Origin of the sequence: Haemophilus sp. HMSC066A11 (genome assembly GCF_001811665.1) — a bacterium.
GTDB classification, from domain to species: Bacteria; Pseudomonadota; Gammaproteobacteria; order Enterobacterales; family Pasteurellaceae; genus Haemophilus; species Haemophilus influenzae.
The window spans coordinates 25,044-42,092 of record NZ_KV805897.1 but is presented as its reverse complement, the minus strand read 5'-3'; the positions used below and the strand labels follow the sequence as shown (position 1 = coordinate 42,092).

At 37.1% G+C, this 17,049-nt stretch carries 16 protein-coding genes, 1 tRNA gene and 1 pseudogene; 3 read left to right on the top strand and 15 right to left on the bottom strand.

What is annotated here, in order from left to right; genetic code table 11:
• Positions 1-71: 71 nt before the first annotated feature.
• Together HMPREF2813_RS08745 and HMPREF2813_RS08740 are read right to left on the bottom strand one after the other, a co-directional pair.
• On the bottom strand, positions 72-1,535 hold the full coding sequence (locus HMPREF2813_RS08745) for a TrkH family potassium uptake protein (protein WP_005665565.1): 1,464 nt from the start codon (positions 1,533-1,535) through the stop codon (positions 72-74).
• A gap of 2 nt (positions 1,536-1,537) precedes the next feature.
• Entirely contained in the window at positions 1,538-2,158 is a 621-nt protein-coding gene (locus HMPREF2813_RS08740; protein WP_005687845.1) for a YigZ family protein, read from the bottom strand.
• A gap of 114 nt (positions 2,159-2,272) precedes the next feature.
• Here HMPREF2813_RS08740 and tusA point away from each other — a divergent pair, with 114 nt between their 5' ends.
• Positions 2,273-2,512, top strand: coding sequence for a sulfurtransferase TusA (gene tusA / locus HMPREF2813_RS08735; RefSeq protein WP_005658610.1), 240 nt, complete (start codon positions 2,273-2,275; stop codon positions 2,510-2,512).
• Between the two features lie 41 nt (positions 2,513-2,553).
• On the opposite strand, the gene htpX is transcribed toward tusA, so the two are convergent.
• The 8 genes from htpX to tig all read right to left on the bottom strand — a co-directional run bounded on the left by htpX (position 2,554) and on the right by tig (position 9,288).
• The gene (gene htpX / locus HMPREF2813_RS08730) at positions 2,554-3,408 is read right to left on the bottom strand and encodes a protease HtpX (RefSeq protein WP_162837812.1); all 855 of its coding nucleotides are present in this window, start codon (positions 3,406-3,408) and stop codon (positions 2,554-2,556) included.
• A 164-nt stretch (positions 3,409-3,572) separates the two neighbouring features.
• On the bottom strand, positions 3,573-3,962 hold the full coding sequence (locus HMPREF2813_RS08725) for a RidA family protein (RefSeq protein ID WP_041174647.1): 390 nt from the start codon (positions 3,960-3,962) through the stop codon (positions 3,573-3,575).
• Positions 3,963-4,018: 56 nt separating this feature from the next.
• Positions 4,019-4,771 carry an MlaA family lipoprotein gene (locus HMPREF2813_RS08720; RefSeq protein ID WP_005687850.1) on the bottom strand — a complete coding sequence of 251 codons (753 nt, stop codon included), beginning with the start codon at positions 4,769-4,771 and terminating at the stop codon, positions 4,019-4,021.
• Positions 4,772-4,921: 150 nt separating this feature from the next.
• The gene (gene nusG / locus HMPREF2813_RS08715; protein ID WP_048946780.1) at positions 4,922-5,479 is read right to left on the bottom strand and encodes a transcription termination/antitermination protein NusG; all 558 of its coding nucleotides are present in this window, start codon (positions 5,477-5,479) and stop codon (positions 4,922-4,924) included.
• Position 5,480: 1 nt separating this feature from the next.
• Positions 5,481-5,897, bottom strand: a complete 417-nt coding sequence (secE, locus tag HMPREF2813_RS08710; protein ID WP_005658616.1) for a preprotein translocase subunit SecE — start codon at positions 5,895-5,897, stop codon at positions 5,481-5,483.
• A 143-nt stretch (positions 5,898-6,040) separates the two neighbouring features.
• Positions 6,041-7,276, bottom strand: a complete 1,236-nt coding sequence (clpX, locus tag HMPREF2813_RS08705) for an ATP-dependent protease ATP-binding subunit ClpX (RefSeq protein WP_005687854.1) — start codon at positions 7,274-7,276, stop codon at positions 6,041-6,043.
• Between the two features lie 9 nt (positions 7,277-7,285).
• Positions 7,286-7,897, bottom strand: a complete 612-nt coding sequence (gene clpP / locus HMPREF2813_RS08700; RefSeq protein WP_257003823.1) for an ATP-dependent Clp endopeptidase proteolytic subunit ClpP — start codon at positions 7,895-7,897, stop codon at positions 7,286-7,288.
• Between the two features lie 92 nt (positions 7,898-7,989).
• The gene (tig, locus tag HMPREF2813_RS08695) at positions 7,990-9,288 is read right to left on the bottom strand and encodes a trigger factor (protein WP_014551094.1); all 1,299 of its coding nucleotides are present in this window, start codon (positions 9,286-9,288) and stop codon (positions 7,990-7,992) included.
• A gap of 328 nt (positions 9,289-9,616) precedes the next feature.
• On the opposite strand from tig, the gene HMPREF2813_RS08690 reads away from it, so the two are divergent.
• The gene (locus tag HMPREF2813_RS08690; protein WP_148129918.1) at positions 9,617-12,742 is read left to right on the top strand and encodes a TonB-dependent hemoglobin/transferrin/lactoferrin family receptor; all 3,126 of its coding nucleotides are present in this window, start codon (positions 9,617-9,619) and stop codon (positions 12,740-12,742) included.
• Between the two features lie 56 nt (positions 12,743-12,798).
• On the opposite strand, the gene HMPREF2813_RS08685 is transcribed toward HMPREF2813_RS08690, so the two are convergent.
• The 5 genes and pseudogenes from HMPREF2813_RS08685 to selA all read right to left on the bottom strand — a co-directional run bounded on the left by HMPREF2813_RS08685 (position 12,799) and on the right by selA (position 16,873).
• Positions 12,799-13,107, bottom strand: a complete 309-nt coding sequence (locus HMPREF2813_RS08685) for a YafQ family addiction module toxin (protein ID WP_014551096.1) — start codon at positions 13,105-13,107, stop codon at positions 12,799-12,801.
• On the bottom strand, positions 13,107-13,403 hold the full coding sequence (locus tag HMPREF2813_RS08680) for a type II toxin-antitoxin system RelB/DinJ family antitoxin (RefSeq protein ID WP_005692346.1): 297 nt from the start codon (positions 13,401-13,403) through the stop codon (positions 13,107-13,109). The genes HMPREF2813_RS08685 and HMPREF2813_RS08680 overlap by 1 nt, the downstream gene beginning before the upstream one ends.
• 119 nt (positions 13,404-13,522) lie before the next feature.
• Positions 13,523-13,639, bottom strand: a pseudogene (locus tag HMPREF2813_RS08675) (DUF3298 domain-containing protein); the annotation flags it as partial.
• Positions 13,632-15,491: a selenocysteine-specific translation elongation factor gene (gene selB / locus HMPREF2813_RS08670; RefSeq protein WP_014551097.1), complete on the bottom strand. Its 1,860-nt coding sequence runs from the start codon at positions 15,489-15,491 to the stop codon at positions 13,632-13,634. The gene selB and the pseudogene HMPREF2813_RS08675, both read right to left, overlap by 8 nt.
• The gene (gene selA / locus HMPREF2813_RS08665) at positions 15,488-16,873 is read right to left on the bottom strand and encodes an L-seryl-tRNA(Sec) selenium transferase (protein ID WP_014551098.1); all 1,386 of its coding nucleotides are present in this window, start codon (positions 16,871-16,873) and stop codon (positions 15,488-15,490) included. Before selA ends, selB begins: the two co-directional genes overlap by 4 nt.
• 70 nt (positions 16,874-16,943) lie before the next feature.
• On the opposite strand from selA, the gene HMPREF2813_RS08660 reads away from it, so the two are divergent.
• Positions 16,944-17,038, top strand: a tRNA-Sec gene (locus HMPREF2813_RS08660).
• Positions 17,039-17,049: the final 11 nt, after the last annotated feature.

The window sequence follows — 17,049 nt, the reverse complement described above, 5'->3', positions numbered from 1 at the left end:
AATGATCTTTTGATGGAAATATAAACATTTCATTAAAAAGTGCGGTCAAAAATACAATAATTTTCCAATTATTATTTTTTCCAATAGCTTGGAATAAACAGCACGATTAATGAAAACATTTCTAAACGTCCACAGATCATAGCAAAACTAAAGACTAATTTAGCACTTTCTGGAACACCAATAAAACTTTCGTGAATAAAACCAAGTCCCGGTCCTGCATTCGTTAATGTGGCGAATACGGCTCCCATCGCATCAAAAGTATTCATTCCACAAAGAATAACAGCAAAAACACACCCCCAATAAACCAGTATAAAAATAATGAAAAATGCCCAAATACTTTCTATCATTCTTGGTGCTAGACGATTTTTACCTATTCGAATTGGTTGTACTAAATTTGGATGGATTAAACTATGCAGTTCTCGATCGATTTGTTTCCACAATATAAGTGTCCGTATCGCTTTTAATCCCCCAGTTGTTGAACCACCACAACCACCAATTACCGCAGAAATTACCAGTAAAAGCCCAATAAAAGGCGGAAGATTATCAATATCAAAAATCGTATAACCAGCAGTCATTGACATTGATGTTAATTGTAATGCACCTTTTGTTACTGCCTCGTTTATATCTGAAACTAAACCATAACCATATAAAGATAGAGATACAATACCAATAAAAATAATTTGCATCGTTAGAAAAAAACGAAATTCGGGATCTTTCCAATAATTTCGCCAAATATTTCTTTTACCTAGTGCAAGAAAAGCGGAAATATGTAAACTAAAATTAACACCACCAATCAGCATAAAAATTGTTGTAACCCAATAAATGGAAGCTTGATTAAAATAGCCAATACTTGCATCGTGCGTTGAAAATCCGCCATTTGAAATTGTTGAAAAACTATGCCCAATGGCATCAAAAAGATTCATTCCTGATAGCCAATATGCAATGGCACAAAGAGCAGTTAATGAAGCATAAATAATCCATAGAGCTTTCGCCACTTCTGAAATTTTAGGCAAAGATTTTTGATCTTTAAGAGGGCCTGAAGATTCTGCTCGATATAATTGTGTCCCACCAATTCCCAACAGCGGAATTATCGCCACAGCCAATACGATAATCCCCATACCACCTAACCATTGTAAAAACTGACGATAAAACAAAATAGATTTAGGTAAATTATCCAGCCCCGTCATTACCGTTGCACCAGTAGTAGTTAAGCCAGAAAATGCTTCAAATACGGCTGAAGCAATAGTTAAATGTGGTGAATCGAACAATAAAAGAGGCAATGTTGCCAAGCTTCCTAAAACTAACCAAAAAGCCACAACAATCAAAAAACCATCACGGGATCGTAATTCTTGTTTATGGTGATGGCATGGCCACCAAAGCAATGTGCCCGCTGTCAAGCTCAACATAAAAGCCTGCATAAATGCCTTGCCGCCACCATCGCCATAAATCAGAGCAACAAATGCAGGAACTAGCATCGTACCTGAAAAACACATCACAAGAATACCAATAATTCGGATAATCGATAAAATACGCACAACTATTCGCCTATCTCTAAAAGTTGAATAACTAATCTACCTGAAGACTTTTCCGTTAATTCTGAAGAAAACGCCTCTATTGTTTTTTCACTAATACCTAAAATCAAATGAATATTTGCCTGAAAACCTTGAGATAAAATCTCAACCTGATATTTTTCACAAAGTTGTTGAACCAACCTTAACTGACCATAGTCACAATCAAGTTTGAAAGGGGTTCGTTCAACTTTAATTTCGCTTTCAATCAGCTTTAACGCTTGTTGTACGCCATTGCCGTAAGCACGAACTAATCCGCCCGTTCCAAGCAAAATACCGCCATAATAGCGAACCACCACCGCACTGATTTCACCTAATTGACTGCCTTGCAATGCACTCAACATTGGCTTTCCTGCCGTTCCAGCAGGTTCGCCATCATCAGAAAAACCAAGTTGTAGAGAATCGGTTGGCTTGCCTGCTACGGCAGCCCAACAATGATGCCGTGCATTTGGATGTTCTTGTTTAATCTTTGCCCAAAAAGCTCTTGCGTCTTCTAAACCTTCGGTGTGCTGTAAATAAGTAATAAAACGGCTTTTCTTAATTTCTTCTTCAAAAATAACCGCACTTTTAGGAACAAGGTATTCCGCCATTTCTTTTTTCAAGGTAATTTCAATGACACTAGTCTATCACTGATGACTGGGATTTGTCGAAATTTTGCCGTAAGTGCGGTATGATATGGCTCTGTTTTTCAAAAGAAAAAGAATATGTCTGAAATTTCCGTCACACAAACCCTAGATACTTTAGGATTACGTTGTCCAGAACCTGTCATGCTTGTTCGTAAAAATATTCGTCATCTTAACGATGGAGAAATACTTTTGATTATTGCTGACGATCCTGCAACAACAAGAGATATTCCAAGTTTCTGTCAATTTATGGATCACACATTACTGCAAAGTGAAGTGGAAAAGCCCCCGTTCAAATATTGGGTGAAAAGAGGAAAATAAAACATCGACCTCATTAAAGTGCGGTCGATTTTTTATAATTTTTAAAGATTACGTAAGGCTTCAATACGCTTTTCGAGTGGTGGATGGCTCATAAAGAGTTCACTGCGTTTACCATTAATCATAAAGGCATTTAAAGAACCTTCAAGATTTTGGGGTTCGTGAAGTTGTTGCAAACGTTGCAATGCCATAATCATCTTTTCTTTGCCTACTAAACTTGCGGAACCTGCATCTGCACGAAATTCGCGGTAGCGCGAGAACCACATTGCGATAATACTCGCAAGCACACCAAAGAGCATTTCCAATACCATCGAAACCAAGAAATAAATACCTGAACTACGCGTTTCTTCTCCATTATTGTTACGCGAACTTGCTACCGCCGTTGCGATAACGCGAGATAAGAAAATCACGAAAGTATTTAATACGCCTTGCAATAACGCCATCGTCACCATATCCCCATTGGAAATATGGGAAATTTCGTGTGCTAAAACAGCTTCAGCTTCAGCCTCCGTCATGTTGTTTAATAATCCAGTGCTCACAGCCACCAAAGAATTGCTTTTTGTCGCGCCTGTCGCAAAAGCATTCACATCGGGAGAATGATAAATCGCCACGTCTGGCATAGGAATCCCCGCTTTCTGCGCTTGGCGACTAACGGTATCAATTAACCAACGTTCAGTTTGATTACGAGGTTGAGTAATCACCTCTCCATCCACAGAACGTAATGCCATCGTTTTAGACAGGAATAAGGAAATTAATGAACCAGCAAAACCAAATAGCAAAGCCATAATTAAAATACCGCCGGTGCTATTTCCTGCAATACCAGTCACACTTAAAATAATACCTAATACCAGCATTACAGCCATATTGGTTGCCAAGAAAAGAAGAATACGCATCATAATGTGTTCTCTCAAAGTTAGGGTTAAGTATTTCCTTAGTGGGGAAAATTCATAAAAAATTCAAGGTGTAATGTAAAATTTTTGCTATCAGCAGATAAACAAAAAGTGCGGTCAAAAACATGCGAGTTTATGACCGCACTTTTAAGCAGAAATTACCAAACAGAAAATTATTTTCTCACTGCAATCGCTTCAATTTCTAATCCTACATCTTTTGGTAAACGCGCAACTTCTACGCAAGAACGAGCAGGGAAGTTAGGATGATTATTTTCTTTAAAGAAACGTTCGTATTCTGCATTAACTGCAGCAAAATCATTAAGATCTTTCACGAAAACCGTTGTTTTTACAATATCGGCTGCGGTTAAACCTGCTTTCTCGATAATCGCTTTCACGTTTTCTAAAGATTGGCGTGCTTGTGCAACGATGTCAGCTGGCACTTCGCCTGTTGCAGGATTCACTGGAATTTGCCCTGAGGTTAAAACTAGATTGCCAAGATCAACCGCTTGAACATAAGGGCCAATGGCTACCGGTGCTTTTTCAGTATGAATAATTTGAGTCATCATTTTCTCCTTAGTTGATAAAAAATTGGGTAATTTTTACCGCACTTTTCTGTTTATTAATCAATTTCTTTTAGTATGTCATCGGGAAGTGATTCTTTGCTTTCGACTAATTTCCCATCGTTTACTTTAAATTGTAAATTTTGGTAATAAGCTTCTCGGAACGTGATATATGGATCTTGAGCTTGACGTAACAATTCTGCATTATTGAGATTTTTCGCACGGGCATCCACTGCTTGCACACCATATTTCACTAATGCCCATGGGCCACCAACCCATTGCCAGAATGGATACATATAAGCCGCATCAACCACTGCACCCGTTAATTGGCGTGGTGTTGTTGCATTATAAATCGGTAGCACAATATAAGTGCCAGCATCTACGCCGTAGCTACCTAAAGTTTCCCCAAATCCACGTTGATTATCTATACGTAATTCTTTGCTTGCGCTCGCAAAATCAATAAAACCACCTAGACCAAATACAGTGTTAATCCAAAAGCGATTAAAGTGAACAAATGCTTTTTTCGGTTCACCTTCAATTAATCGGTTTATGAAACTGACTGGCTCATCAAGATTATTTGCGATGCCAGCAAGACCAGAAGAAATCGGCTTAGGCACATAGTTATTCCAACCTTTTGCAGCGGGTTCTAGCACATAGCGATCTATAACATTATAGTTAAATTTCCACATGGTTCGATTGAAGTCTTCAAGGGAATCATTACGCTCACTCACTTGTTTCGTGGCGTTGTGATTTGCACAACCTGTTAGTGCAATGGCACCCAAAAGTGCGGTCAAAATTGCCTTTTTTTTCATTTTTAATCCTTACATAAATATGGGATTATTCTACCTAATTTGTGAAATAACAACAAATTTTGCGTATAAAAACACTCTTTTATGCTGTTTCAACAAACATTAAAAACAAAAAACCGCACTACAAAAGTGCGGTTATATTTTAATCATTTCTTAGTGTATTTTTTCAACTTGACCAAATTCAAGCTCAACTGGTGTAGCACGGCCAAAGATTGATACAAACACTTTTAAGCGACCTTTTTCATAATCCACTTCTTCTACTGTACCATTAAAATCAGCAAATGGCCCTTCAGTCACACGAACTTCCTCACCCGGATGATATTCATTACGATGACGAGGTTTATCAGTATTTTGTTCAAGACGATTTAAAATAGTATCCGCTTCACGTTTGGAAATAGGTGCAGGTTTATCTGGTGTACCACCGATAAAACCCATCACTCTTGGCACACTTTTTACTAGATGCCAAGTTTCATCATTCATTTCCATTTCTACAAGTACATAACCTGGAAAAAATTTACGTTCACTTTTGCGACGTTTACCTGCTACATTTTCCACCACTTCTTCAGTTGGCACTAAAACTTCACCAAATTGATCTTCCATTTGTTGTTGTTTTATGTATTCACGTAAAGTTAGAGCTACACGACTTTCAAAGCCAGAAAACGCTTGTAATACATACCAACGTTTTTTTGATACTGTTGTTTCTTCAGTCATTTTAGAATCTCAAATCAGTTAAGAAATTAATCACTGTCACAATAATCGAATCTACTGCCCAAAAGAAGAGAGAAGCAATCATTGTTACCCCGATAACGATCAATGTTGTTTGACGCGCTTCAGCACGGGTTGGCCATACGACTTTACGCGCTTCTGTGCGAGAGTCATTAAAGAACGCGCGTGCTTTTGTTCCTTGATTAGTAATTGCCGCTAAAATAAATGCAATGACTAATGCAATAGCCATACCAATAACACGAATCGGTAAAGAATAGATTTGTTGGAAATAAATATTCCCAATTGCCGCAGCAGCAAAAAAGATCACAACTAAAACCCAAAGGAATGTATTTAAACCTTTAGACTTGCCTTCAACGATCACTTCTTGCGTATTTTTCTTTTTATCAACAATTTCGGTTGCCATAGAATTGAATCCGTTTTAAATGGAAATGTAAAAATAATGCCATAAGAACGTGCGATTGTAGCATTTTCTTTTCGCCTTGCCTATTGAAAATAAGCATCAACATAGAAAATCTGGCGAAAACAACCGCACTTTTGCGATTAAATCTAATATTCTAATTTTGGCGCAAGATTATCTACAATTGTCGATTCATCAACGATAACTTTTTGTAAATTCTCAAGAGACGGTAGATCATACATTGTATCTAACAACACTGATTCTACGATAGAACGTAAGCCACGCGCACCCGTTTTTCTTTCAAGTGCTTTTTTCGCCATTGCTTTTAATGCTTCTGGTGTGAAATCCAATTCTACTTTTTCCAATCCAAATAAGGCTTGATATTGTTTAATTAATGCGTTTTTTGGTTTTGTGAGAATTTGTATCAGCGCATCTTCGTCTAATTCACTTAATGGGGCAATCATTGGCAAGCGTCCAATAAATTCTGGAATTAAACCAAATTTCATTAAATCATCAGGTTCAACTTGACGGAATAATTCAGAAAGAGATTGTTGTTTTTCATCTTTTTCAACTTTGGCATTAAAACCAATACTCGTACTGGTTTGAGTGCGTTTATCAATAATTTTATCTAATCCTGCAAATGCACCGCCGCAAATAAAGAGAATTTTAGACGTATCCAATTTTACCATTTCCTGTTGTGGATGTTTACGACCGCCTTGAGGTGGAATGGAAGCGATTGTACCTTCAATAAGTTTTAATAAAGCCTGTTGCACCCCCTCTCCTGAAACATCTCGAGTAATTGATGCGCCTTCCGATTTACGGCTAATTTTATCAATTTCATCAATATAAATAATGCCTTTCTCTGCTTTTTCAGTATCGTATTCACAATTTTGCAAAAGTTTCTGTAACACATTCTCCACATCTTCCCCCACATAACCAGCTTCCGTTAATGTGGTTGCATCCGCCATCGCAAAGGGTACATTTAAACGACGAGCTAATGTTTGCGCAAGTAACGTTTTTCCGCTACCTGTAGGGCCTATAAGTAAAATATTACTTTTACCAAGCTCTACATCATTGCTTTCATAGTTAGTTCGCAAGCGTTTATAATGATTATAAACTGCCACAGAAAGCACTTTTTTCGCATAATCTTGACCAATAACATAATCATCTAGATGAGCGCGGATTTCGTGAGGCGTTGGTAATTTTTCTTCATTTTCTACCGCACTTTCCTCTAAATTTTTATCATGACTTTCTTCAAGCATTGAGTGACAAAGTTCAATACATTCATTACAAATATAACCGTCTGTGCCAGAAATTAATTTATCTACTTCGCCTTTTTCCTTTCCGCAAAAAGAGCAGTGCAAATCTTTATCTTTGTCTGTCATTGTATACCCTTAACGTTTAACCAAGACTTCATCCACCAAACCATACGCTTGTGCTTCTTCAGCTGACATAAAATTATCGCGGTCAGTATCTTTCTCAATACGCTCAATACTTTGTCCAGTATGGAATGCTAAACGATCATTTAAGGTGTGTTTAATTTTCAAAATTTCTTGTGCGTGAATTTGAATATCCGATGCTTGACCACGAAAACCACCCAAAGGTTGATGGATCATCACTCGCGCATTGGGTAACGCAGCTCGTTTGCCAGCAGTTCCGCCAGCAAGTAAGAATGCGCCCATTGAACAAGCCTGACCAATACAAAGAGTGCGAATATCTGGCTTAATAAATTGCATTGTGTCGTAAATTGCCATACCTGCGGTCACAGAACCGCCTGGAGAGTTAATATAAATATTAATATCTTTAGTTGGATCTTCCGATTCTAAAAAAAGAAGCTGCGCCACAATTAAATTTGCCATACGATCTTCCACTTCTCCACTTAGGAAAATCACACGTTCTTTTAATAAACGGGAATAAATGTCGTACGAACGTTCGCCACGCGAAGTCTGTTCAACGACCATAGGAATTACACTCATTTTCTTACCTTTTTCATTAAAACTGCTAATTATTTTATCGTAAATAACTCACAAATAAAAATGCGATCGCTTTTATTAAAAAGAGCGACCGCACTTTTATTCAATCATAATAATATTACTTATTATGCTTGTGGATTCATAATTTCATCGAATGAAGAAACTTTTTCTGTTACTTGTGCTTTTGCAAGTACTGCATCAACAGCTTGTTCTTCCAATACTACATTGCGAATATTATTCATTAACTCTTCGTTTTTACTGTAATATTCCACAACCTCTGCTGGCTGCTCGTAAGCTGATGCAATATCTGCAATCATTGCTTTAGCGCGTTCTTCATCAGCTTTTAATTCATTAGATTTAATTACTTCAGAGAATAATAAACCTACTTGAACACGACGAGTTGCTTCAGCTTCAAATAATTCACGTGGTAACTGTGCAGCTTGTTGTGTGTTGCCACCAAAACGTTGAGCCGCTTGATTGCGTAATACATTAATTTCTTCTTCTACTGCAGAAGAGGGTACATCAATCGGATTTTGTTCAATTAAACCATTGATTACTTGTTGTTTAACACGAGAAACTAACGCATTTTTCAATTCACGTTCCATATTTTTACGGATTTCTGCACGCAAATCAGCAACAGACTTAGTATTAGGGCCAAATTTAGCAACAAATTCATCTGTTAATTCAGGTAACACCATATTTTCGACTTTTTTCAAAGTAATCGCAAATTTTGCCTCTTTACCTTTCAAGTTTTCTGCGTGGTATTCCGCTGGGAAAGTCACATCAATATCAAATTGCTCACCTGCTTTATGACCAATAATTCCTTCTTCAAAACCCGGAATCATACGACCTTGACCCATAAATAATACGAAGTCAGTAGCTTTACCACCTTCAAATTCTTCGCCATCTACAGAGCCAACAAAATCAATAGTGACACGATCATCTGCTTTTACAACATCTTGACTTTCAGCCCAAGTAGCTTGTTGTTTACGTAACACATCGATCATTTTATCAATGTCAGCTTCCGTGATTTCAACAGTTGGTTTTTCAACTTTGATATTTTCTAAACCTTGTAATTTAACTTCTGGATAAACCTCGAAAGTTGCAGTGAAAACTAAGTCTTTACCTTCTTCAAAAGTTTCAATAGCAAAAGTTGGACGACCTGCAATATTAATTTTTTCTGCAATAACAGCATCAAAAAAATGACGTGGTAATAAATCGTTTAATACATCTTGACGAATTGACGCACCAAAACGTTGTTCAATGATATGGGCAGGCACATGACCTTTACGGAAACCATCTACGCGTACATTTTTTGCAGCACGTTTAAATTCTTCACGAACGGCTTTAGAGACAATTTCAGTTGGAACGGTAATCGCTACGCGGCGTTCTAAACCTTGAGTTGTTTCAATATTTAATGACATTTGTTACCTCAATTAATTTGCACTCGGTCAAATCCACACCGAACACGTTTGTTAAATAAAAAGACGCTCAATTATAACGAAAGAAATCTACGCAGTCGATAAAAGAGTGATTAAAAATTGCATTTTGATGATTTTAAAATACGACTTACAAACAAAAGTGCGGTCAAAAATGATTTTCTTTTCTGCTCATACAAAGCAATTCGGATTTTGTACTTATTATACTTTTTTTGATATTGATTAAATAAATTCAATTATTTAATATGTATAATAATTATTATCATTAAAAAATAAGGAAACCTATGACCAACTTTAAATTCAGCCTGCTTGCTTGCTCTATTGCATTTGCATTAAATGCAAGCACAGCCTATGCTGCCCAACCAACCAACCAACCAACCAACCAACCAACCAAAATAGTAATGTTTCTGAACAACTAGAACAAATTAATGTTTCAGGAAGTACAGAAACAATTAATGTGAAAGAGAAAAAGGTAGGTGAAACCCAAATTTCTGCCAAAAAATTAGCGAAACAGCAGGCGTCTGATTCTCGTGATCTCGTTCGCTATGAAACAGGTATTACGGTGGTTGAAACAGGTAGAACGGGCGCAAGTGGTTATGCAGTTCGAGGGGTTGATGAAAACCGTGTAGGTATTATGGTTGATGGGCTTCGTCAAGCTGAAACCTTAAGCTCTCAAGGATTTAAAGAACTATTTGAAGGCTATGGCAATTTTAATAATACTCGTAATAGCATTGAAATTGAAAATGTTAAAACAGCAACTATTACCAAAGGTGCTGACTCCTTAAAATCTGGTAGTGGCGCATTGGGTGGCTCTGTTATATTTGAAACAAAAGATGCTCGAGATTATCTGATAGATAAAGATTATTATCTTTCCTATAAACGTGGCTATCAAACAATGAATAATCAAAACCTTAAGACACTTACATTAGCAGGACGTTCTAAAAAATTTGATATTTTAGTCGTTGATACAAAACGTGATGGGCACGAAATAGAAAACTACGATTATAAAATTTATCCCAATAAGCAGGCTGATTTAAGTGCGGTTGGTCCTACCCGTGAAAAAGCTGATCCTTATCAAATTACCCGCCAAAGCACATTAATAAAATTGGGCTTTCAACCTAATGAAAACCATCGCTTGAGTGTGGCATTAGATGATTCTACTTTAGAAACTAAAGGAATGGATTTGTCTTATGTTTTTAGACCATGCAAGGTTACATCATGCGCGGAAACACACGGTGAGCGTATTATTAACGATCAATCTAAAAGAAAAAATATCCAATTCAGTTATGAAAATTTCAGTCAAACCCCTTTTTGGGATCATATTAAACTAAGTTATTCCTCACAAAAAATTACCAATAAAGCACGCTCTGATGAGTATTGTCATCAATCCACTTGTGCTGGTGTACGTAATCCGCAAGGGCTACATTTAGAAGAAAAAGGTGGAGTTTATAAAATTGTGGATAAATATGGAGATGAACTTAAAAGCGTAGAAGATGGCGGGTATTATCGTAAATTTAAGAATAAGAAGAATGAAGATGTTGATAATGATATAGATTCCACTGGAGGCACACTTGATTCTGTTTTAATTAATTGCGAAAAATTAAATTGTGAAGGGAAAAAATTTAGAATTTATCAAGAAAAAGATGGAAATGGGGAGGATAAATATAAGTATGAAGAGCGAAATATTATCACTAAAACTTTAAATGGCAAAAAATATGGGGAAATTGAACTAAAAAAGGGAGACAAACCGCTGTGGACGAATGGCCCTCTAGGCGAAGAAACAGCTCGTTTTCTCTTTCCAAAAAGCTATGGCTACAGCACAGACTTCGTTAATGACCGTGATTTAAACACCCATACCCAACAAATTAAACTTGATTTAGACAAAGAATTTCACCTATGGCATACCCAACACCAACTAAAATATGGTGGACTTTATGAAAAAACACTAAAAAGTATGGTTAATCACCAATACAACACCGCAGCCAATGTGCAATGGTGGGCTGACTACTTTTTCTGTAACAAATTTGCAAATGGCAAACGTACTCCTGCACCTGATCATAGTGCTCACAGATGTAAATTAATGAATTCCGACATAGGCAAAGATACCTATTTAATCCCTGTTACCACTAAAAATAATGTGTTGTATTTTGGAGATAATGTGCAACTTACCTCTTGGCTAGGACTAGATTTAAATTATCGCTATGACCACGTAAAATATTTACCTAGTTATGACAAAAACATTCCTGTTCCTAATGGATTAATTACTGGGCTATTTAAGAAATTTAAGTCAACAGACTATGTTTATGGTAATAAATATTCAAGGCCTCGAGGATATACTGATTGCACTTATGGCACATCGTGTTATCAAAAAAATTTTGAAGAGAATCTTGCCCTGTTATTACGCAAAACTGACTATAAACATCATTCTTACAATTTAGGGTTAAATCTTGATCCCACAAATTGGCTTCGTGTACAGCTTAAATATGCTAATGCTTTCCGTGCGCCAACCTCTGATGAAATTTATATGACATTTAAACATCCACAATTTTCCATTCAGCCTAACACAGATTTAAAAGCTGAAACCTCCAAAACAAAAGAAGTCGCATTCACTTTTTATAAAAACAGCAGTTATATTACGTTAAATGCGTTTCAAAACGATTACCGTAATTTTATTGACTTAGTAGAAGTAGGCGAACGTCCTATTGAAGAAGGCTCTGAAATAAAATATCCGTTCCATCAAAACCAAAATCGAGATCGAGCAAGAGTCAGAGGTATCGAAATTGCTTCACGTCTTGAAATAGGTGATTTGTTTGAAAAACTACAAGGATTCCATTTAGGCTATAAATTTACCTATCAAAAAGGAAGAATTAAAGACAATGGATTACATCCAAAATATAAAGAATTTTTGGAATTGAATAAAGATACACATCCAGAATACGAAGCCATTGCTCGTAAACCTCAACCAATGAATGCCTTACAACCAACCACATCGGTATACAATATTGGCTATGATGCACCAAGCCAAAAATGGGGCGTGGATATGTATATCACTAATGTTGCAGCCAAAAAAGCAAAAGATAGCTTTAATTCTCAATGGACAAGTATGGTCGCCAGAAAAGAAAAGCAATATACCGGCGAGGAAAAAGATATATCTGCTACAAAAGCAAACGGCAAAGAAGTAAAAGATTCTCGCGGATTATGGCGTAATAATCGCTATACAGTGATCGATACGATTGCCTATTGGAAACCAATTAAAAATCTTACATTTACCGCTGGTGTATATAATTTAACCAACAAAAAATATCTCACTTGGGACTCCGCTCGCTCTGTTCGACATCTTGGCACAATTAACCGAGTACAAACAGAAACAGGTAAAGGCTTAAACCGCTTCTACGCACCTGGCAGAAATTACAGAATGTCTGTTCAGTTTGAGTTTTAATCCTATGTAAAAATAATCCGCACATTTTACGTGCGGATTATTGTTTAAGATTACTTCTATTTTAAAGCGGTTTGTGAGTGTGTATTTAAACGAGAAAATTTCAATTCATCAAATTCATCGTGTATAACGTATTGGTAAATCAGTACCAAATCGCCTTGAATATGGCAATCTCGATAACCTTTCCACTCTCCTACTAATGCGTGATCTTGGTAGCTTTCGGGTAAAGGTAAACGATTTAATAAACAGTATATTGCAGTAATGTATTTTGAGCCAATTAACACATTGGGGGAGCGTTTAGCTAAATCAGTTAAATCTCTTACAAATTGTTTTGAATAGCTTACTTTTAATGGCTTCTCTTCTGACATTATTGACCACCATTAAGAATGCGTTTTGTAAATTCTTCGGCAGAATAATTTTCACTAGCTTCAATAAAAAAGCTCTCTGCGTTACCACTATCTAATTCATCAATAGCTGCTAGGGTTTCTTTATTTGGGCGAAGATAATTCAAATCAATAGGGATAGAGCGAGTCTTGGCAATTTGAGCCAAAAACATATTGAATACTTGTGATGGGGTAAGTCCATATTGTTCAATAACTTGATAAGCTTCTGATTTTGTTTGCTCAACTGTTCTAAAGCTGATAGAGGAATTCGTAAGTGCCATAATTTTTCTCCTTAGTATTACATTGAAAGACTATTATAATAAAAATGAAGTGCAAAATCTATAGTCTCTCATTTTTAATGTAATTAGGGATTTTGATTGCTATTCAAAAGTTAAAGGATTTAAATATCATTACCCTGTCTAAATTCTGGTTTAAATAATTCTTCTAGTTGCCCAAAATGGAGAATTAAATCTTGCTCTCCTGCTGCGTAAGGGGCAATTTCATAAACATCATAAATCAAAAACATTCTTATCGCGTAGAATATGGTCATTGCCTTTGCGACGTAAAAATCCCATTCGGTCGAAAGATTCCATCAGTTGAACGGTAAGTTTGCGTCCGAAATTCAATTTATCACGCACTTCATTTACTGATACTTTACCTTGTTCTTCTGCGATTTGTTTGATGAGTCTTGCATAAGCATAGAGGGTTTCAGTTAAGAAAAATCTATCTTTTACGATTGGCGTGAGGTAACCCAGTTTCCCTGCTTTATACATAAAATTACGCATAATTGATTCATCAATAGCGAGTGCATTTGCCATATCGCGTACCCAAATTGCTTGACCGTTTGCTTTTTCAAACTCATTTAATATATCTGTCCAACGTGATTTTTCTTCAGTATTAAATTGAATTTTATGCTCTGGTAGATGAATCCAGCCATGCGTTTGTTGTAATCGACCATCATCAAGCATTTCATCGATAAAATGATGAATTAGATTTTCTGGCTGATTCAATGTTGCCATTCGATATAATCTGGCTTTGCTTACACCAAGTTGATCATTATGTTGCTCGTGATAAGTATCAAGTGCGGTTAAAATTTGCTGGGTTTTTTCTTGTACATAATTAGTATTAAAACACCAATCTTGATAACGTACGGCACCCCGCTCAGCGAGTGCTTTATCTAATTGCAAGGAAGTCAGTTGTTCTGTCCACATTAATTGGCGTGCTGTTGTCGCATTATGTAGAAGGGTAAGTGCAATGCGTTGCGAAGCATTCTCTGCCAATGCTAAATTCGCTAGGAAATTTAACCGCACTTCAGTTCGTTTATGACGTTTTGGCGAGTTAATTTCCAACACTCGTGCGCCAGCAATTAAGGTTTTTGTATCGCCACTGCGTAAAATAAGTTTGTCTCCGAAAGCCAAGAATAATGGTGAATCTAATATGATTTCAGCTAAAGTGCGGTCATTTTTAGCGGCATTTTTTCCTTGTAATAAGGTGAGTTTACCCGTAGTGCGACTTGCGCCGTGATAAATATGCACAGGTTGGCTTTCATTTAATGGTACTTCAGCCAAAATTTGTACACTGATGCGATCTGTTGGTGAGAGAGGTTCATCCTGCAATAACCAATCGCCTCGTTTCATTGGCGTGCGGTCTAAATCAGCACTTAAATTTAATGCTAAACGTTGCCCTGCAATACCTTGTTCGCTTGAGGTATTTTGTGCGTGAATCGCTTTTATACGAATTTTCTGTCCAGTGGAAAGGTAAATTTCATCGTTTACTTTCACTGTTCCTGAAAAGGCTGTGCCTGTCACGACGGTACCCGCCCCTTTTACGCTGAATACTCGGTCTATTGCATAGCGGAAAGGTTTTTGAGTATCAGCTAATTCTGCCAAATTAGCTAAGTAATGACGTAATTCACTAATTCCTTGTCCCGTTTCTGCTGAGGTAACGAAGTAGTTAGCATTGCGTAAAAAACTATAATTTTGTTTAATTGTTTGGATTAACGATTCTATTTGCGCTGAATTTGTACGATCTGCTTTTGTGATGACAACAATAATTTCGTGGAATTGAAGTTGGCGTAATATCGCTAAATGTTCTTTTGTTTGCGTCGCAACCCCTTCATCCGCAGCGACAATTAACATTGCATAATGCACACCACCTAAACCTGCCAGCATATTTGACAAGAATTTTTCATGCCCCGGCACATCAATAAAGCCAAGTACTTTGTTTTCTAACGGCAGATAGGCATACCCCAAATCAATGGTCATTCCGCGTTTTTTTTCTTCTGGTAAATGTGCGGTACTTGTGCCAGTTAATGCTTTTAATAATGCTGTTTTGCCGTGATCAACGTGACCTGAAGTAACAATAATCATAGTTCATCCAATGTATTTAATAATGTTTCAATAGCTGCAAGGCTACGTAAATCTAGCCAAATTTTTCCGTTTTCCATTCGCCCAATAATAGGTTGGGAAAGTTGTTTAAAGCGAGCTGAAAGTGCGGAAAGTTTTACGTTTGTTTTTTCTGCAATAGTAACAGCCACGGAAGGGATTCTTTCCATTGGTTGTGAGCCACTACCGATTTGTGCTTGGCTAGCTTCAATTTGAAGCTCAAATTGTGAATTTAAGCGAGATTCTAACCGCTCTTTGAGACGCATAGCATTTATTTTGAGTTGTTTTAATGGTTGCGTGAGTAAGTACAAAGTTGGTAATTTTTCAGTTAATTTTTCAGGATTTAAATACAAACGTAATGTGGCTTCTAAGCCAGCTAAAATGACTTTATCGCAACGTAATGCACGCTTGAGAGGATGGGCTTGTAATTGTTCGATCCATTCTTTTTTACCCACAATAATGCCTGCTTGCACGCCACCAAGCAATTTATCGCCAGAGAAAGAGACCAAACCCACACCTTGTGCGACTTTTTCTTGCACAGTTGATTCTTTTGGTAAGCCATATTGGCTTAAATCTATCAATGCGCCGCTACCTAAATCAGTTACTACGGGTACATTCATTTCTCGGCCTAGTTCCGCAAGCTCTTCTTCTGAAACTGAAGAGGTAAAACCACAAATTTGATAATTGCTGCTATGCACTTTCATTAAAAAAGCCGTATTTTCAGTGATAGCATTACGATAATCTTTCAGGTGAGTACGATTAGTGGTGCCCACTTCCACTAAATGGCATCCTGCTTGTTCCATAATATCTGGAATACGAAATGCACCGCCGATTTCAATTAATTCGCCACGAGAAATAATTACTTCTTTACCTTGAGCAAAGGTTGCCAGCATTAACAATACCGCAGCAGCGTTGTTATTCACTATACAGGCAGCTTCAGCACCTGTGAGTTTACATAATAATTCACTGATGTAATTATCGCGATGACTACGCTTACCTTCATCTAAATCATATTCAAGCGAAACATTTTTTTGCATCGCAGAAAGCGCTGCTTGTTGTGCTGCTTCAGACCAAAGTGCCCGCCCAAGATTTGTGTGCAATACCGTACCTGTCAGATTATGCACCGCTTTGATTTGTACTTGGTTTTGTTTTTGTAGGCGAGAATGAATTTCTACAAAAGTGCGGTCAAAATTAGAAAAATATTCAGGAAGTTGATTGTTTTTTTTTATAAATTGACGAGCTTGGGTTAATAATTCTCGACATGTTGCCACGACTGCAGTGTGACCAAATTCGGTAATAAGTTGTAAGCCTTGAGGTGTTTTGAGAATTTTATCAACGGAAGGAAGTTGTTGAAAAAGTGCGGTCATTTTTGAATCCGTTTAAAATAACGTTGAATTGCCGATTAATTTACGCTAAAGTGATTGCAATTTCAACCACGGAGGGGCGTCATCTCCGGTGAGGTGGCAGGATTTCAAATCCTGTTGAGGATGCCAGCGTTCTTGGGTGGGTTCAACTCCCATTCCCCTCCGCCAATCCATATAAA